General features: G+C 45.9%; 18 protein-coding genes. 11 read left to right on the forward strand and 7 right to left on the reverse strand.

Annotation, left to right across the window (positions count from 1 at the left end; genetic code table 11):
* Positions 1-48: 48 nt before the first annotated feature.
* The 3 genes from AC3CH4_RS15035 to trxA all read right to left on the reverse strand — a co-directional run bounded on the left by AC3CH4_RS15035 (position 49) and on the right by trxA (position 2,941).
* Positions 49-1,044 carry a hypothetical protein gene (locus tag AC3CH4_RS15035; protein ID WP_171309446.1) on the reverse strand — a complete coding sequence of 332 codons (996 nt, stop codon included), beginning with the start codon at positions 1,042-1,044 and terminating at the stop codon, positions 49-51.
* A gap of 110 nt (positions 1,045-1,154) precedes the next feature.
* On the reverse strand, positions 1,155-2,414 hold the full coding sequence (gene rho / locus AC3CH4_RS15040) for a transcription termination factor Rho (RefSeq protein ID WP_029222011.1): 1,260 nt from the start codon (positions 2,412-2,414) through the stop codon (positions 1,155-1,157).
* Positions 2,415-2,614: 200 nt separating this feature from the next.
* Positions 2,615-2,941: a thioredoxin TrxA gene (trxA, locus tag AC3CH4_RS15045; protein ID WP_004736635.1), complete on the reverse strand. Its 327-nt coding sequence runs from the start codon at positions 2,939-2,941 to the stop codon at positions 2,615-2,617.
* 111 nt (positions 2,942-3,052) lie between these two features.
* On the opposite strand from trxA, the gene rhlB reads away from it, so the two are divergent.
* Positions 3,053-4,363 carry an ATP-dependent RNA helicase RhlB gene (rhlB, locus tag AC3CH4_RS15050; protein WP_004736636.1) on the forward strand — a complete coding sequence of 437 codons (1,311 nt, stop codon included), beginning with the start codon at positions 3,053-3,055 and terminating at the stop codon, positions 4,361-4,363.
* 6 nt (positions 4,364-4,369) lie between these two features.
* Positions 4,370-5,863, forward strand: a complete 1,494-nt coding sequence (gene gppA, locus AC3CH4_RS15055; RefSeq protein ID WP_488543092.1) for a guanosine-5'-triphosphate,3'-diphosphate diphosphatase — start codon at positions 4,370-4,372, stop codon at positions 5,861-5,863.
* Positions 5,864-5,964: 101 nt separating this feature from the next.
* Here the strand turns inward: gppA and AC3CH4_RS15060 are convergent, their stop codons facing one another.
* From AC3CH4_RS15060 to recQ, 3 genes are all read right to left on the reverse strand, one after another.
* A complete protein-coding gene (locus tag AC3CH4_RS15060) occupies positions 5,965-6,636 on the reverse strand; it encodes a 7-cyano-7-deazaguanine/7-aminomethyl-7-deazaguanine transporter (RefSeq protein ID WP_004736638.1) in 672 nt (223 codons plus the stop codon).
* Positions 6,637-6,915: 279 nt separating this feature from the next.
* Entirely contained in the window at positions 6,916-7,227 is a 312-nt protein-coding gene (locus AC3CH4_RS15065; RefSeq protein WP_009848192.1) for a DUF3630 family protein, read from the reverse strand.
* A gap of 79 nt (positions 7,228-7,306) precedes the next feature.
* A complete protein-coding gene (recQ, locus tag AC3CH4_RS15070; protein WP_065606632.1) occupies positions 7,307-9,145 on the reverse strand; it encodes an ATP-dependent DNA helicase RecQ in 1,839 nt (612 codons plus the stop codon).
* A 179-nt stretch (positions 9,146-9,324) separates the two neighbouring features.
* Between recQ and rarD the strand changes: the two genes are divergently transcribed.
* From rarD to tpx, 5 genes are all read left to right on the forward strand, one after another.
* Entirely contained in the window at positions 9,325-10,233 is a 909-nt protein-coding gene (gene rarD / locus AC3CH4_RS15075) for an EamA family transporter RarD (RefSeq protein WP_488543093.1), read from the forward strand.
* Positions 10,234-10,319: 86 nt separating this feature from the next.
* Positions 10,320-11,114: a helix-turn-helix transcriptional regulator gene (locus AC3CH4_RS15080; RefSeq protein ID WP_488543640.1), complete on the forward strand. Its 795-nt coding sequence runs from the start codon at positions 10,320-10,322 to the stop codon at positions 11,112-11,114.
* Positions 11,115-11,206: 92 nt separating this feature from the next.
* The gene (locus tag AC3CH4_RS15085) at positions 11,207-11,869 is read left to right on the forward strand and encodes a LysE family translocator (protein ID WP_488543094.1); all 663 of its coding nucleotides are present in this window, start codon (positions 11,207-11,209) and stop codon (positions 11,867-11,869) included.
* A 91-nt stretch (positions 11,870-11,960) separates the two neighbouring features.
* Positions 11,961-13,718, forward strand: coding sequence for a gamma-glutamyltransferase (gene ggt, locus AC3CH4_RS15090; protein ID WP_146454380.1), 1,758 nt, complete (start codon positions 11,961-11,963; stop codon positions 13,716-13,718).
* Positions 13,719-14,502: 784 nt separating this feature from the next.
* A complete protein-coding gene (gene tpx / locus AC3CH4_RS15095; protein ID WP_009848186.1) occupies positions 14,503-15,000 on the forward strand; it encodes a thiol peroxidase in 498 nt (165 codons plus the stop codon).
* A gap of 172 nt (positions 15,001-15,172) precedes the next feature.
* Here the strand turns inward: tpx and uvrD are convergent, their stop codons facing one another.
* Complete coding sequence (gene uvrD, locus AC3CH4_RS15100) at positions 15,173-17,347, reverse strand: DNA helicase II (protein ID WP_017077758.1); 2,175 nt, start codon at positions 17,345-17,347, stop codon at positions 15,173-15,175.
* A gap of 264 nt (positions 17,348-17,611) precedes the next feature.
* Between uvrD and AC3CH4_RS15105 the strand changes: the two genes are divergently transcribed.
* The 4 genes from AC3CH4_RS15105 to AC3CH4_RS15120 all read left to right on the forward strand — a co-directional run bounded on the left by AC3CH4_RS15105 (position 17,612) and on the right by AC3CH4_RS15120 (position 20,021).
* Complete coding sequence (locus tag AC3CH4_RS15105) at positions 17,612-17,872, forward strand: BufA1 family periplasmic bufferin-type metallophore (protein ID WP_004736650.1); 261 nt, start codon at positions 17,612-17,614, stop codon at positions 17,870-17,872.
* 64 nt (positions 17,873-17,936) lie between these two features.
* Entirely contained in the window at positions 17,937-18,797 is an 861-nt protein-coding gene (gene bufB, locus AC3CH4_RS15110; protein ID WP_488543095.1) for an MNIO family bufferin maturase, read from the forward strand.
* Entirely contained in the window at positions 18,794-19,561 is a 768-nt protein-coding gene (locus AC3CH4_RS15115) for an HvfC/BufC N-terminal domain-containing protein (RefSeq protein ID WP_488543096.1), read from the forward strand. The genes bufB and AC3CH4_RS15115 overlap by 4 nt, the downstream gene beginning before the upstream one ends.
* Before the next feature lies 1 nt (position 19,562).
* Positions 19,563-20,021 carry a DoxX family protein gene (locus tag AC3CH4_RS15120; protein ID WP_488543097.1) on the forward strand — a complete coding sequence of 153 codons (459 nt, stop codon included), beginning with the start codon at positions 19,563-19,565 and terminating at the stop codon, positions 20,019-20,021.
* The last annotated feature ends 12 nt before the right edge of the window (positions 20,022-20,033 follow it).

Raw genomic sequence — 20,033 nt, forward strand, 5'->3', positions numbered from 1 at the left:
AGCTGAGATCCCCCTTTTTAGTGTGGTTATTGAGAGGCAAAATCCACTTTACGGTAATGCTTGCTCGATCAAAGAGCTCTTCACCTGAGGGTTATCATTCACAAGATCTTGCAACCATCGCGTATGACCCTGTTTGGCTAATTCACGGGCGACTAATGGCGCTTCATCGGCAATCGCCATCCTAGAGACAAGAAACTCCTTCACCTCTTCTGATAGCGGGTTAACCTTGGTAAGCAAAGTAATCGCTTCATCTTTCAAACGAGGATTCTTAGTCGCAGCCATTACTTGTTCAAGTGCGAACGCTTGTTTGGTTTCAGCAAGGCGGACTAGCTCAGCTTGGCTATGATAATCGGCCTTCATTCGCCATAGAATCTTGTAGACCTCTGGGTCTTCGCTCACTTGCGCTAATCGAACCACCACCTCAGTAGAAGGTAGCCAGCTAACAATCGAGGAGGCCGTGAGTTGCTTAGTCAGATAATCAACCGCTTCAGGAGACAAACTGTCTAACTCTCTGATTAACAATGCTTCTCGTGTTTGAACTTGATGCTCAGATCCAGATAACCACTCTTTTAGGTCGAGTTCTTGTTTCTCTGCATCTAACACAAACACCAGCGTCTTCTGGTCTTGGCGCCACTGTTTGATGAGCCGGTTGGCAATCGAAGGGTAATTAAAGGCAGGTACCGTAAACTCATAACCATCGCCACGCTCTAAAACTTGGTAAGTTGGCGTGATAGCGAGTTGCTGCTCAATGAAGATAGACATCTTGGGGGTGAGTACAATTTTTTGCTGTTCGAGCTTCTTCAAGAGTTGGTAACGAGCCACTTCTTGTTGGGGAAATGTCAGACGCTCAAGCGCAAAACGTAGCGAATTGACTTCGTCACGCACGACAAGCTCGAGTAATTCAGCAGTTTTCAGTTTTACTTGATCATTCTCAAGCCAAGACTCTACTGTAAGTGGAGACATCTCGGTGGCATAGCTCATGCCAACCGGGGAAAGTAACAGTGAAGTAGACAGGAGTAATGATGACAACAGTCCATGTTGCATTTTAACTTCCTTTTAACACTTTTGCTCATTCTGCAAGCTGTCGCTATAAAATGCAAATAAAAAGCGCCACCCGAAGGCAGCGCTTATTAATAACTATCAGCTAATCAAAATTACTGACGACGCATTGCGTCAAAGAACTCATCGTTCGTTTTAGTCATTGCTAACTTGTCGATAAGGAATTCCATTGCATCAGTTTCGCCCATAGGGTGAACAATCTTACGCAGGATCCACATCTTCTGTAATTCATCGCTCTTAGTAAGAAGCTCTTCACGACGAGTACCAGAGCGGTTGAAATCAATCGCTGGGAATACGCGCTTTTCAGCAATCTTACGGTTAAGGTGCAGTTCCATGTTACCTGTACCTTTGAATTCTTCGTAGATTACTTCATCCATCTTAGAACCAGTATCAACCAGTGCTGTTGCGATGATAGTTAAGCTACCGCCTTCTTCTACGTTACGTGCCGCACCGAAGAAACGCTTTGGACGATGTAGAGCATTCGCATCAACACCACCAGTAAGAACTTTACCTGACGAAGGAATAACAGTGTTGTAAGCACGAGCTAGACGAGTGATTGAGTCCAGTAGGATAACCACATCTTTCTTGTGTTCAACAAGACGCTTCGCCTTTTCGATTACCATTTCTGCTACTTGTACGTGGCGAGATGCTGGCTCATCGAAAGTCGATGCGATTACTTCGCCTTTAACTAGGCGCTGCATTTCTGTTACTTCTTCTGGACGCTCATCGATAAGTAGAACCATTAGTTCACACTCAGGATGGTTGCGTGCAATGCTTTGTGCAATATTTTGCAGAAGCATTGTTTTACCTGCTTTAGGCGGAGCAACAATCAGACCACGCTGACCTTTACCTATAGGTGAAGCAAGGTCAAGAATTCGAGCTGTGATATCTTCAGTCGCACCATTACCCGCTTCCATCACCATACGTTCGTTGGCGTGAAGAGGAGTCAGGTTTTCAAAAAGGATTTTGTTACGAGCGTTGTCTGGCTTGTCGTAGTTAACCGTGTTTACTTTAAGCAGTGCAAAGTAACGTTCGCCATCTTTAGGTGGACGGATTTTACCGCCAATCGAGTCACCGGTGCGAAGGTTAAAACGACGAATCTGGCTTGGTGATACGTAAATATCATCTGGCCCAGCAAGGTACGAACTGTCGCCGCTACGCAGGAAACCAAAACCGTCTTGAAGAATTTCTAGAACACCATCACCAAAGATGTCTTCACCACTTTTTGCATGCGCTTTAAGGATGGAGAAGATAATGTCTTGTTTTCTTAGGCGAGCTTGATTTTCAAGACCTAGGCTTTCGCTAAGTTTAACAAGTTCAGACACAGGTCTGTTCTTCAGTTCAGTAAGATTCATAGTGGTGGAAGTTTGTTTAGTCAAAATAGGATCTGTTTTCTTAAGTTAAGAAGGAGTTGGTCACAGGATCGACCAAGAAGAGAAATTCGTTCAATTAACGTGCGATAAATTAGCACTAAAACTAAGAGTAGTCCATAGCTTAGAAAAAACAAAACCGCGCATTTGTTAACTGCGCGGTTTCTTTTCAAAGGCTCACCTAATTAAAGGTTAGCGTCTAGGAACTCTTTAAGTTGAGTTTTAGACAATGCACCAACTTTAGTTGCTGCTACGCCGCCATCTTTGAAAAGAAGCAGCGTTGGAATGCCACGAATACCAAATTTTGGTGGAGTTCCAGCATTTTGGTCGATATTTAATTTACCGATTGTGAGCTTGCCTTCGTACTCGTTTGCGATTTCATCAAGAATCGGCGCAATCATTTTACATGGACCACACCATTCTGCCCAAAAATCAACAAGAACAGGGCCTGCAGCATTGATTACATCGTTATCAAAACCGTCATCAGTTAGCTGCAAAATCTTATCACTCATCTTCCACTCCAATGTATTTTTTAGAACTGGTTGGATGATAACCAGTAAATAGATGCCCTATTGGAATGTATTTACTTTCGTATTGCAAGCTTAAGCTGATATTCTATAGCAATGAAAAAGACGCATATCACAGAGCAAAAGTTCGCCGACTTGGATTTACTTCCTCAAGTCATTGAAGGATTGGAGAAAAAAGGGTTCGATTATTGTACCCCTATCCAAGCCTTGGCGCTCCCGGTACTGCTCACCGGCCAAGACATTGCAGGCCAGGCCCAAACGGGTACTGGTAAAACGCTTGCGTTTCTAACTGCTACTTTTAACCACCTGCTAAAAACACCTGAGCATGAAGGGCGTAAGCCTAACCAGCCACGTGCAATTATTATGGCACCAACGCGTGAACTCGCGATTCAGATCTACAACGATGCTGACTCTCTGGTTGAAAGCACGGGTATCAAAGCAGCACTCGCTTACGGTGGCGAAAGCTACGACAAGCAGCTAGGTAAGATCGAAGAAGGCGCAGATATCTTAATTGGTACGACTGGCCGTATCATCGATTTCTACAAGCAAAAGGTATTTAACCTTAACCACATTCAAGCTGTTGTGCTTGATGAAGCCGATCGTATGTTTGATCTGGGCTTTATTAAAGACATTCGCTTCTTGTTCCGCCGTATGCCTGAGCCAAAAGATCGCCTGAACATGCTGTTCTCTGCGACGCTGTCTTACCGCGTACAAGAGCTAGCGTTCGAGCACATGCACAACCCAGAGCACGTGGTTGTTGAGCCTGAGCGTAAAACAGGTCACCGCATTCAAGAAGAGCTGTTCTACCCTTCTAACGAACATAAGATGGCTCTTCTACAAACGTTAATCGAAGAAGAATGGCCAGATCGCGCAATCATCTTCGCTAACACGAAGCACAAATGTGAATCAGTTTGGGGCCACTTGGCTGCCGATGGTCACCGTGTAGGCCTGCTAACGGGTGATGTTCCTCAGAAGAAACGTGAAAAGATTCTTGAGCAGTTCACCAAAGGTGATGTTGACCTTCTTGTCGCAACTGATGTTGCAGCTCGTGGCCTACACATTCCTCAAGTAACACACGTATTCAACTTCGACCTACCTGATGATTGCGAAGATTACGTTCACCGTATCGGTCGTACAGGTCGTGCTGGTGAAAGCGGTCACTCGATCAGCTTTGCTTGTGAAGATTACGCAATCAACTTGCCACCAATCGAAGAATACATTGAGCATGCTATCCCAATGTCTGACTACGATGCTTCTGCACTACTAGAAGATCTGCCAGCACCGATGCGCTTACGTACACGTAACCCGCAACAACGCCGCTCGAACAACAATGGCCCACGCAACGGTAACCGTAAACCAAACCAGAACCGTCGCCCACGCCAACCGCGTCATAACAAGGAAGCTTAGTCGCTTATGAGTCAAACAGTGTCACCCCCGCTTTATGCTGCAATCGACCTCGGGTCGAACAGTTTTCATATGCTCGTTGTGCGTCACATCGATGGCAGCGTACAAACCATGGCTAAGATTAAGCGTAAAGTGCGTTTAGCAGCAGGCTTAAATGAAAATAATGCGCTTAGTACAGAAGCTATGCAGCGCGGCTGGGACTGTTTGAGTCTCTTTGCAGAGCGACTGCAAGATATTCCGAAAGAAAATATCCGCATTGTGGGTACAGCGACCCTACGTACCGCTATCAATGTGGATATATTTCTAGAGAAAGCGAACCAGATCCTTGGTTACGACATCAATGTTATCTCTGGTGAAGAAGAAGCTGCGACTATCTATAAAGGCGTAGCACACACTTCTGGTGGCAGCGGCCGCCGACTAGTGGTTGATATTGGTGGCGCAAGCACCGAAATGATCATAGGTGAAGGCTTCTCAGCGAAAGCACTAACTAGCCTGAAGATGGGCTGTGTTACCTGGCTTGAGCGCCACTTTAAAGATCGCCAATTAACCGCAACCAACTTTAACAATGCCATTGAAGCGGCTAAGTCTACGTTGGCTCCTATCCTAGATAGCTACACTGATATCGGATGGGATGTGTGTGTTGGTGCCAGTGGTACCGTTCAAGCACTGCAAGAAATCATGTTGGCGCAAGGCATGGATGAAGTTATTACTTATGCCAAACTTAAGCGTCTACAGAAACAAGCTATGATTACCGAGCGCTTGGAAGAGCTAGAAATAGAAGGATTGACCCTAGAGCGTGCATTAGTGTTCCCAAGTGGCCTTTCTATTCTTATCGCTATTTTTGAGCTACTTGAAATTGATTCAATGACACTCGCAGGCGGTGCACTCCGTGAAGGCCTAGCCTACGAGATGGTGGATGAACTTCGCCAAGAAGATATTCGAGCGCGTACCGTCAAGAGCGTGCAATCACGCTATCAAATGGACGTAAGCTACGGTGAACAAGTTGCTGTAGTCGCACAAACTCTATTAGAGCAAGCGGGCGCCGAAGAGTGGGTTTCAGAGCCTCAAGCTGGCGTGCTATTGCAAACCGCAGCTAAACTTCATGAGATTGGTTTAACCATCGATTTCAAAAAAGGCGGCGAGCACAGCGCTTACCTACTGCAGAACTTAGACCTGCCTGGCTTTACTCGAGCGCAAAAGCACTACTTGGGTGAGTTAACTCGTCGCTACCGTGAACAGTTAACCTCATTGCCAGAGCAACATGCAATCTCAGGCACCAGCAGCAAGCGTATTTTACGAATTCTGCGTTTAGCTATTTTGCTGACCCACCGTCGCAATCCAGCGCTAGAGCCTGATTTTAAGCTTGCAACTGATGGTAACAACCTGACCTTGACGCTTTCTAAACAATGGCTAGCAGACAATCCGCTGACAGCTGCTGAGCTAGAGATCGAATCGAACCGCCAAACCGATATTGGCTGGCCATTGAATATTGAATGCCTCTGATATTAGTATCTGACGCTAGAAATTAAAAAAGCCCAAGTTAGTAGACTAACTTGGGCTTTTTCTTATCGCTGCATTAATGCTTTGCGTTACAAATCTCAAACTTAAGCGTTAACACCTGTCGCTTTAAAATCAGGGTTCACTGCGGTTAACTTCTTAACCACGTAATTAAGAAGCACACCGTACATAGGCACGAACAAACCTAAGCTAATGATGAGTTTGAATCCGTAATCAACCAAGGCAATCTCAGTCCAGTGCTCAGCCATGAATGGATCTGGGCTTTGGTAGAAAGCAATCGCAAAGAACGCGATGGTATCAATGGCATTACCAAAAAGTGTCGAACACGTTGGCGCAACCCACCATTGCTTCATTTGGCGTAAGCGGTTGAACACATGCACATCCAAGATCTGACCGAGCAAATAAGCCATGAAGCTTGCCGCTGCGATGCGTGCAACAAACAAGTTGAACTCGCCTAGTTGGCTAAAGCCTTGGAATGAACCTTCAAAGAACACAACAGACAATAAATAAGAAACGGCCAGTGCAGGCAACATCACTAAGAAAATAATTTTACGAGCAAGCTGCGCGCCAAAAATGCGTACTGTGAGATCGGTCGCTAGGAAGATAAACGGGAAAGTGAAAGCACCCCAAGTGGTGTGCATACCGAAGACGGTAAAAGGTAGCTGAACCAGATAGTTGCTTGACGCAATAATCACCAAATGGAACAAAACTAATAGTGCTAGGGCTTTGCGCTGTTGCGCAGGGGTAAAGTTACTCATGCTGTACCTTTTTAGTTTGGTTTGGGGGTGAGGGAACCCAAATCGAGTCATTTCTTCAAATAAACTAAGAAAGCTCTTACCAATAATGTGAATTAAAAATGTTTCTATAATTTGCTCTATTGAGCGGCGGGCGATTATACATTAATCAATATTGGCTGCAATGGTGAGAACAAACGCAATCGTTTATCCTCACTTTAATTAGTGAATGACACTAGAAGATCTGTTTTTTAAAGCGATATTTTTAGAAGCTATGCTAAACGTTAGAAACCATGCTTGAAGTTAGAAACCACGCTTGAAAAGCGTCGCGAGATAATCGAACTCTTCTCGGCTTTCTTCAGCGTTTAACGACTCAAACCAAATTGATTCGCTGTAATGCTCAGACTTTAAAAACATTCGACAGTCTTCAAAATCAATCAACCAAGAGTGCATGTCAGCGTCCCATTGTTTTTCAACAACAGAAGCGGACAGCAATGCCACCAGCTTTTCACCTAACACTTCGTAAGAATCAAAATCAAAACTTGGAGACGTAATCAATAAACGTCCTTCCTCAGCCAAATATTCTCTTAAGCCAAATTCTGTTGGTGTTGTCATGTCCCTATCAACCTTATTCTTTTTCTATGAACTAACCGTTCTTATAAGCTAACGCTTCTGAAAACTAGCAATCAGCCAATTAGCCGTGTGTGGTGATGTGTTCTTGAATCAAATCTAAGAATGGATCAGCGTACTTATCGAGTTTGCGTTGACCGACACCATTCACAGCCAGCATTTCGCCATAAGATGTGGGTAGGATTTCAGCCATATCAATCAGCGTCGCATCACTGAATACCACGTATGGTGGCAAGCCATCTTCATCAGCAATCGACTTACGAAGCTTACGCAGTTTGGCAAACAACTTCTTATCGTAATTCTTGCTGCTTAACTTATCGGACTTAGCATTACGCACTGCGGTATCTAAACGAGGTACAGCCAACTCCAAAGACATCTCACCACGCAATAACGGACGCGCTTCTTCTGTTAACTGTAATGTTGAGTTACGAGTGATGTTCTGGAACAACAAGCCTTTGTGAATTAACTGACGGAAGATACTGATCCAGTAATCATGACTGTGGTCACGGCCAATACCGTAGGTAGACAGCTTATCGTGGCCATTATCGCGCACACGGATATTCTGCATGCCACGCATCACTTCAACCACATAGCCCATACCAAACGACTGATTCACACGGTACACACAAGACAACGCCTTCTGCGCTTCTTGGGTCGCATCAAAATGCTTAGGTGGGTCGAGACAGATATCGCAGTTGCCACATTGCTTCTCACGATATTCACCAAAGTAGTTAAGCAGAACCTGACGGCGACAGGTTTGTGCTTCAGCAAAGGCACTCATCGCGTTCAGCTTGTGCATCTCAACTTGTTTTTGCGGGCCTTCTTCTTTCTCATCCAACATACGACGCAGCCAACCCATATCAGCAGGGTCAAACAGCATCATGGCTTCAGCAGGCAAGCCATCACGACCCGCACGGCCAGTCTCTTGATAGTAAGACTCAATGTTGCGTGGAATATCAAAGTGCACTACAAAGCGAACGTTGGGTTTATTGATACCCATACCAAATGCCACGGTCGCCACAACGATCTGAATATCATCACGTTGGAAAGCTTCTTGAACGTAAGCACGTTCGTCGGTGTCCATGCCAGCATGGTAACCCGCGGCGCGAATACCGTTATTGCACAGCTTCTCGGTCACCATTTCCACTTTCTTACGGCTACCACAATAGATGATGCCGCAATTGCCTTTCTGTGTTTCTAGGTAGCGAACCACCTGAGACACGGGCTTGTGCTTCTCAACCAAGTTATAGCGAATATTAGGGCGATCGAAGCTGCCTAAATGCGTATGCGGATCCACCAACTGCAAACGCGAGATAATATCTTTACGCGTCGCATCATCGGCAGTTGCCGTTAGCGCCATGTAAGGTACATGTGGGAAATACTGTTTAAGCTGACCTAATGATGCATATTCAGGGCGGAAATCGTGTCCCCACTGAGAGATACAGTGCGCTTCATCGACCGCAATCATCGAAAGCGGTAAGCCTTGTAGACGCTCGATAAAGTCACGCATCAACACGCGCTCTGGCGAGACATACACCATTTTCAGCTGACCTGAGTTCATACGATTAAAGACCGAGATCAGATTCTCACGCGGCATTGACGAGTTAATGCACTCTGCCGCGACACCGTTAGCTTTCAGCTGATCAACCTGGTCTTTCATCAACGAAATCAGCGGTGAGATAACCAGAGTCAGCCCTTCACGAACCAAAGCCGGGATTTGGTAACACAGAGATTTACCGCCACCGGTTGGCATAATCACCAAGCTGTCTTTGCCCTCAACGGCCAAATCAATGACCTCTTGCTGACCATCGCGAAAGCTTTGATAGCCGAACACATCTTGCAAGATGGTTTGCGCATCATTCGCGGGAGTTGGTATTTGCTCAGCAATCAGAGTGGCGGTCATTATGGTTCCTAATCGAGGTATGAAATCAGCAAGCATCTTCGGCAAGCAAGTCGCACATTGTAGAGGGGAACGCTGGCGAATTAAACCGCAAATTGTTAGGTGAAAAGGGTTATCGCTCCTATACTGACCAACTCTCTTATAAATCTTATTAATAAGCACTCAGTGCTAGAGAAAGATGCATGACACAGGAAGAACAACAACGTACGCGCCAGGGAGTTTTGCTTGCCGTCGGCGCCTACACCATGTGGGGAATCGCCCCTATATATTTCAAATCTTTAAGTGACGTTTCCCCGTTAGAGATCCTTAGCCACCGTGTAGTATGGTCCTTTTTCCTACTCGCTTTCTTACTGCACATGAGTCGTGGCTGGCGTAAGGTTCGAGACACCCTCACCTCCAAGCCCAAAATGCTTTATTTAGTCGCCACTTCGATTTTAGTGGGCGCCAACTGGCTTATTTTCATTTGGGCGGTGAACTCCAACCACATGCTCGATGCCAGCTTAGGCTATTACATCAACCCGCTGATTAACGTCTTGCTCGGGATGTTCTTCCTTGGTGAACGCTTACGCAAGCTTCAATGGTTTGCCGTTAGTCTTGCTGCGATTGGCGTGATAATTCAATTGATCGCGTTTGGCTCTGTGCCGATCGTTGCCATTGCCCTAGCCTTCAGCTTTGGTTTCTATGGCTTGTTACGTAAAAAGGTTAGCTTGGAAGCTCAAACTGGCTTATTCATTGAGACGCTGGTGATGCTGCCCATCGCTGCAACGTACTTGTTGTTTATCGCAGACAGCGCAACCTCAGATTTCTCGATGAACCCGATGCAGCTCAATCTATTACTGGTTGCAGCAGGTGTGATCACCACTGTTCCATTGCTTTGTTTTACTGGCGCAGCAACTCGCTTGAAGCTATCTACACTCGGCTTCTTCCAGTACATCGGTCCAAGCTTGATGTTCTTGCTCGCGGTTCTTATTTACGGCGAAGCGTTTACCAGCGACAAAGCGATTAACTTCGCCTTTATCTGGGGTGCCTTGGTGGTATTTAGCTTTGACGGCCTTCGTAACAACAAAAAGAACAAACGAGCGAAACAGTAACACTGATCGTTTTTTACAAGACAATTTCTAGATACGAATATAAGCTTGGTTGAATTGATGATAATTTGACCAAGCTTTTTTATGCCATGGATAAAGTCCACTACTACTCGACACCTAGCCAAGATATCAGCCTGATCCAAGCTCAATACCAAGAGTTTGCCTTTCAGCGCCACTATCATTTGGACTTCCACATCGGCCTAATCACTCAAGGTCAGCAAAAGTTTGTCTATAAAGGGACGAGCTACCACGCTGGCGCAGGACAAGTGGTGATGATGCCACCTGATGAATTGCATGATGGTCACTCAAAGCTAGAATCTGGCTACCAAGTCAGTGTCTTTGCTGTCTCCCCACAATGGCTGGGCGATCTTGCCGATCACGGTAAAAATGGTCACTCCTTAAGCTTCTCCGAGTTGATCCTCTCCGATCCGGCGACTTTTTTACAATTGCGTAACCTACACGGACTGCTTATCAACCCAAACATCAGTCAACTCGCTCAAGATTGCCTGCCATTCGAAGGTTTTTCGACGATTGTTGATCGTTACGCACAATTTGGATCGAAAACAGAGGTGCAGCTTGGTACCCAATCGATGTACACGCTCAAAGACTATTTGATGGCAAACCTCGACCAACCCGTACGACTCGAACAGCTCTCTGAACTGTGCGATCTCACCACCACTCAGTTTCAACGCCACTTTAAGAACAAGATGGGCATTACGCCTTATGCTTGGTTGAGTCGTTTACGAATGGAGCAAGGAATGCGACTGATTAAGTCAGGCGTTGGCGGGACAGAGGTGGCTCATCAAGTTGGGTTTTACGATCAAGCCCATTTCTCGAAGGCATTTAAGACCGCATTTGGCGTTTCTCCCTCGAAAATTAACTAGATGTTGATAATTTACAATTGGCTGGTTTGAAATCGCGGTAAGCTGCGCTCAACAACACAATCAAACAGAACAACCGAGTTACTGGAACAGATATGAATGAAGTCACCATCTTAGTCACCCTTGCCTCTATCCACTTTATCGCCTTGATGAGTCCAGGCCCTGACTTTGCGCTCGTCGTACAAAATGCAACACGTCACGGACGCCAGACCGGCTTGTACATTGCGCTTGGTTTATCTTGCGGGATCTTGCTGCACTCATTGCTGAGCCTGACGGGAATCAGTTACCTAGTCCACCAACAACCGACATTATTTGCCATTATCCAACTAGCCGGCGGTAGCTACTTGCTGTACTTAGGTTACGGAGCACTTAAAGCAACCTGGCAAATCATTCAGAACCACGATGATGATGCCGATACCGTCAATGCCAACGATTTGATTCTGACCAATAAGCGTCAGGCATTTTCTAAAGGGTTTATGACCAATATTCTCAACCCTAAGGCTTTAGTGTTCTTTGTTAGTTTAATGTCGAGCTTAGTCCCTGCTGACATGTCGTTGTCAGGCAAAGGCTTTGCGCTGATCATCCTATTTAGCCTATCACTCTTTTGGTTCTCACTGTTGGCGTGGATGCTTTCGACCAAAGCACTGCAGAAAAAACTGCATGAAGCGACCGTGTACATCGATGCTTTGTGTGGCGCGGTATTCACCATTATCGGCTTAAGTATTCTTTGGCAGTCGCTGTCCGGTTTAATCGCTTAAATTCGAATCAAGATTACAATTCGTTAACAACACTCTGGCTATCTCATCTTTCCACTGCCAATCTAGCTCTGCATATTAAAAGGAGAAGATCATGCAGTGGAAAACAAAACTAACAACCCTCGCCACTTCTACCCTACTTTTTGCCTCTCACGTCAGTTGGGCAAATCAAGCTGCCGATTCCGTCGCACCCGAACAAAGTAGTGGTTTAGAAACCAAACAGCTCGTTAAAGCCAACGATTGGATGGTCACCGCGGCCAACCCTCTTGCCACACAAGCCGGTGCTGATGTACTTGCTCGTGGTGGTAACGCGATAGACGCCATGGTTGCTGTGCAGCTTATGCTTGGCTTAGTGGAACCTCAGTCATCAGGTATTGGTGGCGGCGCGTTCCTTGTTTATTTTGATGGCAAGGACAAGCAACTCAAAACCTACGATGGCCGTGAAACCGCGCCGCTTGATGCCACACCACGTCTATTCCAAGACGAAAACGGCCAACCGCTTAAATTCTATGATGCCGTGGTTGGCGGTCGTTCTGTTGGCACGCCAGGCACGGTGCAATTACTGTGGGACACTCACCAGAAGTACGGCAAGCTCGAATGGGCGTCACTGATTAAGCCTATTGCTCAGCTGGCTGAAGAAGGTTTTACTATTAGTCCACGTTTAGCCACCTTGATTGAGAATGACCAAGAACGTCTAAGCCGCTTTGCCACCACCAAAGCCTACTTCTTCAATGCCGATGGCAGCCCGAAAACCGCAGGTACTCAACTTAAGAACCCAGAATACGCGGCCACGTTAAACGCTATCTCGAAGAACGGCGCTAAGGCCTTCTATCAGGGTGAGATCTCTGCCGACATCATTAATACTGTGCAAACTGCCAAAGGTAACCCGGGCGTATTGGCACAGAAAGATTTCGACGCGTATTCAATTAAGCAACGTGAGCCAGTTTGTTCTGCTTACGAGAGCTATCAAATATGTGGAATGGGACCACCGAGTTCAGGCGCATTAACCGTTGGGCAGATCTTAGCAATGACCGAGCAGTTTGATCTTAAATCATGGGGACCAAACGACGCAAAGTCTTGGCAAGTGTTAGCAGACGCTTCTCGCCTAGCCTTTGCAGACCGTGGTATGTACATGGCAGATCAAGATTACGTACCGATGCCAACCCAAGGGTTAGTGAATACTGACTATTTGCAGGAACGTGCTCAGCTAATTACCGCAGGTAAGGCATTAGACAGTGCGCCATCAGGCACCCCACCATGGGATCACGCAATGCTGCGAAGCCAAGACGTTTCGATTGAATTGCCGTCCACCAGCCACTTCAATATTGTTGATAGCGATGGCAATGTCGTGTCGATGACCACCACTATTGAGAATGCCTTTGGTTCACGCTTGATGGTAAGAGGCTTCCTACTCAATAACGAACTAACAGACTTCTCATTCAAGACACACAACGATGGCAACCCCATCGCCAACCGACTTGAACCGGGTAAGCGTCCGCGCTCTTCAATGGCACCGACCATCATCATGCAAGACGATAAACCTTACATGGCGATTGGCTCTCCGGGCGGCAGCCGTATCATCGGTTATGTGGCACAAGCTATCATTGCTCATACCCAATGGGACATGGATATTCAGCAAGCCATCAATCAACCACACTTCCTAAACCGCTTCGGTACCTTAGATTTGGAAAAAGGAACATCAGCGGAAAACTTCAAATCTGAGCTAGAAAAGATGGGATTTGAGGTCAACGTTCGCGATCTTAACTCTGGTTTACACGCGATTCGCATCACAAAAGATGGTTTAGAAGGCGCTGCAGACCCTCGTCGTGAAGGTGCAGCCATTGGTCAGTAGGGAATAATCCTCCCTTTTTACTCGCTGCCTTGTGCGAGATCTCTCACAAGGCAGTGAGTAAATATCGATATTTGATGACGAAATTAGTCACCCACACATCGTAACCAATTGAAATAAAACGATACGTACGTTTATCATTCAAATAATTATATAGAAATTCGCTTATGCACCATTGCTGATAAATAAGGAATCGGTAATATGAATGGTGTCGGAAGGATGCTGACACGGAACAGGAAACGCCAAGGATTTGGTTATCTTCAGGATGAAGATTCGATTACTCAGGATGAATAATCGGCATGGATAGCGAAATGGACATTGAATGGACGCAATAGTAACTAGGATGGTTGCTACTAAGGAAAGACAATGGACACCTCTGGACGAGGAAAGGACTGAACATCAGGATGATGTAAAGGACACCGCTCAAGGAACAAGTGACGCGCGCTAACGAGGATTGTTGGCAGATCAGGATAAGATCAAGGACACCGCTAGGAAGGCGACGAAAGGAATACGCTGAAGGATAACAGCACACTATCATGGATTTGATGCATGGAGCACACTTAGTAGCCGGATTGCTGCGAGTAAGACTATAGACCCCGATGAGCGCAAGCTCTCGGGGTTTTTCTTTATCTGTCGTTTCACTTATTCCTCTCTCAAACAAATAAATCAAAGACCTTTAATTACAATTCTGACATTTAAAGCATTCACTTCTTAACCACTTCCGAGTAACGTAAGTCTTACTAGGCTCAACTAGTTTCATAACCATAATTAAACTAAGGACAAATTCATGTCACACGTTACCTTCAAAGGCGCTGCTGTACCACTAACAGGCACATTCCCACAAACAGGTGAAAAGTCACCAAGCTTTGCACTGACTGCAGGCGACCTTTCTGAACTGACTCTTGCTTCTCTTGAAGGCAAGAAAGTGGTTCTAAACATCTTCCCAAGCATCGACACAGCAACTTGTGCAACGAGCGTACGTACGTTCAACGCAAAAGCAGCAGAACTTGAGAACACGGTTGTTGTTTGTATTTCTGCTGACCTACCGTTTGCCGCTGGCCGTTTCTGTGAACTAGAAGGCATTGAAGGCGTTCAACACGCTTCAACTTTCCGTTCTCCTGCGTTTGCATCAGATTACGGCGTAGCGATTGCTGAAGGCCCACTATCAGGCCTAACAACACGTGCAGTTGTCGTTGTTGATGAAAAAGGTGTGGTGACACACAGCGAGTTGGTTGCAGAGATCACTGAAGAACCAAACTACGAAGCGGCACTTGCAGCACTGTAAGTCTCACTTTGAGGCAACAATGTCTTCAGCTCGTATTAACCTAATTTAGGTCGGTATCGAGCAATAAAAAAAGAGCAGCCATTGGCTGCTCTTTCTGTTTTTTATACGGATTACTTTTCAATGCTGAATAGTTTCAGATATCGAACTGTTTTCTACATGCTGAAGTAGCAGATTACAACTGTTCTAAACGAGCATAAGCCGTTACTAACCACTTAATGCCTTCACCGTTAAACGCGACTTGAACTCGGCTCTGCGGGCCACTTCCCTCGAAGTTGATGATAGTGCCTTCACCAAACTTAGGGTGCTTAACGCGAGAACCCAAACTAAAACCTGTTTCGTTAAAGTTCTCTTTCACGGCGGTTTGGCTAAAGCGGCCACTGCTTGCAGGGCGGCTCACTTGCGCTTTCATACGAACCTCATCCAGACATGTCTCTGGTAGTTCACGAATAAAGCGTGACGGTTTGTGGTACTTGTCCTGACCGTACAAACGACGCATCTCAGCGTAAGTGATGTAAAGCTTCTCCATCGCACGCGTCATGCCTACGTAACAAAGACGACGCTCTTCTTCTAAGCGCCCTGCTTCTTCTGCAGACATCTGGCTTGGGAACATACCCTCTTCAACGCCAACCATAAATACCATCGGGAACTCTAGGCCTTTAGCGCTGTGCAGAGTCATTAACTGAACCGCATCATCAAACTCATCAGCTTGGCCTTCGCCTGCTTCCAAAGCCGCATGAGTTAAGAATGCCGTTAGCATGCTCATTTCATCCGCTTCTTCTGGTTTTTCAAACTGACGTGTTGCCGTTACCAATTCTTCCAAGTTCTCAATACGAGCCTTCGACTTCTCGCCCTTCTCTTGCTCGTACATCGCAAACAAGCCCGACGATTTGATCACGTGGTCGGTTTGCTCATGAAGCCTCAGTTCTATCGTGTCATCTTCAAGCGCATTGATAAGCTCGATAAAGCGGCTCAATGCACCCGCAGCACGGCCTGGAAGCACTTGCTCTTCTATCAGAGCAATACTGGCTTGCCACATCGTTGCACCACGGTCACGCGCCGCAAGGCGAATCGTTTCTAACGTTTTATCGCCCAAGCCACGAGTAGGCGTATTGACGACACGTTCGAATGCCGCATCATTGCTGCGGTTACTCATTAAGCGCAGGTAGCTCAAGGCATCTCTGATTTCTTGACGCTCGAAGAATCGCATACCGCCATAGATTCGGTAAGGTAGACCACCTTGAATCAAAGCTTCTTCAAGAACACGCGATTGGGCGTTATTACGATACAGCATCGCGGTATCTTCTAGCGCACCGCCTTTCTCTTGCCACTCTTTGATTTTGCTGACTGTGAAACGCGCTTCATCTAACTCGTTATAAGCCGAGTAAACTGAGATTGGCTCGCCATCGTTGCCATCGGTCCACAGCTCTTTACCCATACGCTCAGTGTTGTTCGAGATAAGCTCGTTCGACGCCTGCAGAATGGTTTTGGTTGAACGGTAGTTCTGTTCGAGTCGAACCGTTGAAGCTCCTGGGAACTCATCCAAGAACTTCTGAATATTTTCAATTTTGGCACCACGCCAGCCATAAATAGATTGGTCATCATCACCCACGATCATCACGCGACAATCCGGGCCCGCCATCATACGTAACCAAGCGTATTGGATGTTGTTGGTATCTTGAAATTCGTCGACAAGGATATGCTTGAAGCGAGCTTGGTAGTGCTCTCGGATGTGTTTCTTATCGCGCAATAGTTCATGCGATCTCAACAAGATTTCCGCAAAGTCGACCAAGCCAGCACGATCACATGCTTCTTGGTAAGCAGAGTAGATCTTTAACCACGTTTGAGTTATTGGATCATGGTAGGCATCGATGTGGTTTGGGCGTAATCCCTCGTCTTTCTTGCCATTGATCCACCAAGAAGCTTGCTTAGCAGGCCACTGCTTTTCATCAAGGTTTTGCGCCTTGATTAAGCGGCGTAGCAAACGAATCTGATCATCTGAATCTATGATCTGGAAATCTTCTGGCAGTTTTGCATCTAGGTAGTGAGCACGAAGGATGCGGTGACAAATACCGTGGAAGGTACCGTTCCACATGCCTGACGAGCTACCCATCATCAACTCTTCAATACGACCACGCATCTCTGCTGCCGCTTTGTTGGTGAAGGTAACCGACATGATAGAGAACGGCGATGCTTGCTCTACGCTTTGCAGCCAAGCGATGCGATGCACCAACACTCGCGTTTTACCACTGCCAGCACCTGCCAGAATAAGTAGGTTTTCTAAAGGTGCTGCGACCGCCTCACGTTGTTTATCGTTTAGGCCATCGAGTAAAAGCGAAGGATCTATCATTGGATATGCTCACTACTGGGTATTTATACATAAAAGCTGATTATAACCTAAACACTAGGCTGCGTTTAGGATAATAAGAAGAAAAAACAATCAAAAAATAACATCATATAATCAGTAACTTAATAACTAACACATCATTAATATTGATATTTTTTATAATGCAGTGAAATTATTTCCGAGTTCTTCCTATCCTTTTTAGTAAGCAAGTTAACAACTTATTAACCTGCGATATAAAAATACTATTAAGTCCTAGAGGGAATGACTATGAAAAATTCTAATCTTGCTGTTACAGCTGCAATCACAAGTGTACTAGCGTTCGGCGGTGCAGTTCTTACATCAGCACCTGCAGAAGCAGCGGCAAAAGAGAAATGCTACGGTGTTGCAAAAGCTGGCCAAAATGATTGTGCAACCAAAACAAGTTCATGTGCAGGTACAGCAAAAGAAGACAACCAATCCGATGCATTCGTAGTCGTACCTAAAGGGCTGTGTGGCAAATTATCAGGTGGTAACACTCAATCATCATAATTGAGCTGCTTAGCATGGTGAGCTGACATTCAGCTCACCTCCACTTCTTATTAGGAGAATCGTTGTGACTCAAACTCTTCACCCCAACACAGGGGTTGGCCTTAGAACACCGCACTTGGACTTCTTTAGCCAAAACCCAGCCTTAGTGAGTTGGTTAGAGGTGCACAGCGAGAACTACTTTTCAGCTCAATCACCGCAACGTCAACAACTGAGAGAGATTCGTCACGCACACAACGTAAGTTGCCACGGCGTTGGGTTGTCACTAGGTTCTGTTGATCGCATCAATCAACATCATCTGATGCAGTTAAAAGAACTCATTGATGATATCGACCCCTTCTTGGTTTCTGATCATCTCAGCTGGAGTCAGACCGGCGGTCACTACTTCAATGACTTATTACCGCTGCCTTATACCGTAGAGGCGTTAGAAGTCTTCTGTCGCAATGTCATCGAGGTTCAAGACAGCCTGCAACGTCCTATGCTGATTGAGAACCCATCGAGTTACCTTGCCTTCAAGCATTCAACGATCCCAGAATGGGAGTTTTTGGCTGAAGTACAGAAGCGTACCGAGTGTCGCCTACTGCTCGATTTCAATAATATTTTTGTCTCATCTTTTAATCACGGTTTCAGCTGTGAAGAGTACTTAAACGGAATTCCTGCAGACAAAGTAGAAGAGATTCACTTGGCAGGCTTTACCAAAAAGAAACTCGAACAAGGTGAGATCTGGATAGACACCCACAGCAAGCCTGTCTGTGACGAAGTGTGGCAACTCTACACGCAATGGATAGCACAACATGGTTCGCGCCATACCTTGATAGAGTGGGATTTAGATATCCCAGAGCCACAAATTTTATTGGCTGAAGCGGCCAAAGCCAGTGATATTTTGTATCAAAACGACAAGTTCAACCAAAGGAGTCGCGCATCATGAGCCACTCTTTAGCTAATGTGCAATCGGAGTTTGCTAACGCCCTACGCTATCAAAACAATGGTGAGCACTGCGACATAGTGAGCGACCATTTTACTGATGAGCAACGCATTCAGATTTACCGTAATAACTTTGTGATTAGCTTGAGCGAAGTACTGGCTGCTACGTATCCACTCACTGAAATGCTGGTTGGTGAAGAATGCTTCCAACAGATGGCTCGTCGACATGTCTTAAGTTATCCATCAACCTCTGGTGATGTCAGTGGTTACGGAGAACATTTTGAACAGACTATCCAAGCCTTTCCTGCTGTTATCGAGGCTGCACCTTATCTCGCTGAGGTGGCTTTGTATGAATGGCAAAAAGATAGCTTGGTGAGATGCGTTTCAGAATCACATGTCGACCAATATCCTCTTTCTCGTTTAGCTGATGTACCGCAAGAACAACAAGGCGCTTTAGTCTTTCACCTCAAAGATTCAATAACGCTCATTAATTCTAGCTATACGATCATAGTGCTTGAGCAAGCTATCTACCAGCAACAACTCGATGGGTTAGACATCAACCAACCTGAATTTGGGGTGTTAATCCGCGCCGAGAATTCACAGGTTGAGAGCCATTGTGTGACAGAAGAATGCCACCAACTATTAACTGAATTGCAATCGGGTCAAACGCTCTCAGCGATAGATCCTTTACTACTACAACATCTGAATACTGTCATGGCACTGAACGTCATCTCAGGCTTTTCAATCAATGCCGAATTGGAGACATAATATGGATAACAACACAGTCACGAACATGATGGCTCAATACGACAGTTTGATTGAGAAATCACAGGCACTTTTTGTTCCCGTACTACTTCTGTTTTGTCGCCTATGGGTGGCGTGGGTCTTCTTTAATTCAGGACTCACCAAAATAGCCACTTGGGATAGCACCCTTTACTTGTTTGAATTGGAATACCAAGTGCCTCTTTTGCCTTGGGAATTGGCCGCTTACATGGGTACCGCAGCTGAATTGATTCTGCCGGTATTCTTAGCGCTTGGCTTGTTAACCCGACCAATGGCTGCAGTGCTGTTCGTTTTCAATATAATGGCCGTCGTGTCATACCCTGTATTGTGGGCACAAGGTTTCTATGATCATCAGTTGTGGGGATTAATGATACTGGTCGTCGTCGTATGGGGAGCCGGACCTATGTCGCTTGATCGAATATTAAGAAAACAATTCGCAAGCTAGATCTATTTTGCA

The sequence above is a fragment of the Vibrio sp. QJM3NY_26 genome (genome assembly GCF_057786005.1).

What these genes read in the sequence shown, in the direction of transcription:
- AC3CH4_RS15120 (WP_488543097.1), top strand. Translation starts at nt 19,563, where the DNA reads ATGGATAACAACACAGTCACGAACATGATGGCTCAATACGACAGTTTG.
- gppA (WP_488543092.1), top strand. Translation starts at nt 4,370, where the DNA reads ATGAGTCAAACAGTGTCACCCCCGCTTTATGCTGCAATCGACCTCGGG.
- AC3CH4_RS15080 (WP_488543640.1), top strand. Translation starts at nt 10,320, where the DNA reads ATGGATAAAGTCCACTACTACTCGACACCTAGCCAAGATATCAGCCTG.
- trxA (WP_004736635.1), bottom strand. Translation starts at nt 2,941, where the DNA reads ATGAGTGATAAGATTTTGCAGCTAACTGATGACGGTTTTGATAACGAT.
- ggt (WP_146454380.1), top strand. Translation starts at nt 11,961, where the DNA reads ATGCAGTGGAAAACAAAACTAACAACCCTCGCCACTTCTACCCTACTT.
- uvrD (WP_017077758.1), bottom strand. Translation starts at nt 17,347, where the DNA reads ATGATAGATCCTTCGCTTTTACTCGATGGCCTAAACGATAAACAACGT.
- AC3CH4_RS15060 (WP_004736638.1), bottom strand. Translation starts at nt 6,636, where the DNA reads ATGAGTAACTTTACCCCTGCGCAACAGCGCAAAGCCCTAGCACTATTA.
- tpx (WP_009848186.1), top strand. Translation starts at nt 14,503, where the DNA reads ATGTCACACGTTACCTTCAAAGGCGCTGCTGTACCACTAACAGGCACA.
- AC3CH4_RS15085 (WP_488543094.1), top strand. Translation starts at nt 11,207, where the DNA reads ATGAATGAAGTCACCATCTTAGTCACCCTTGCCTCTATCCACTTTATC.
- AC3CH4_RS15065 (WP_009848192.1), bottom strand. Translation starts at nt 7,227, where the DNA reads ATGACAACACCAACAGAATTTGGCTTAAGAGAATATTTGGCTGAGGAA.
- rarD (WP_488543093.1), top strand. Translation starts at nt 9,325, where the DNA reads ATGACACAGGAAGAACAACAACGTACGCGCCAGGGAGTTTTGCTTGCC.
- rho (WP_029222011.1), bottom strand. Translation starts at nt 2,414, where the DNA reads ATGAATCTTACTGAACTGAAGAACAGACCTGTGTCTGAACTTGTTAAA.
- AC3CH4_RS15035 (WP_171309446.1), bottom strand. Translation starts at nt 1,044, where the DNA reads ATGCAACATGGACTGTTGTCATCATTACTCCTGTCTACTTCACTGTTA.
- rhlB (WP_004736636.1), top strand. Translation starts at nt 3,053, where the DNA reads ATGAAAAAGACGCATATCACAGAGCAAAAGTTCGCCGACTTGGATTTA.
- AC3CH4_RS15105 (WP_004736650.1), top strand. Translation starts at nt 17,612, where the DNA reads ATGAAAAATTCTAATCTTGCTGTTACAGCTGCAATCACAAGTGTACTA.
- recQ (WP_065606632.1), bottom strand. Translation starts at nt 9,145, where the DNA reads ATGACCGCCACTCTGATTGCTGAGCAAATACCAACTCCCGCGAATGAT.
- AC3CH4_RS15115 (WP_488543096.1), top strand. Translation starts at nt 18,794, where the DNA reads ATGAGCCACTCTTTAGCTAATGTGCAATCGGAGTTTGCTAACGCCCTA.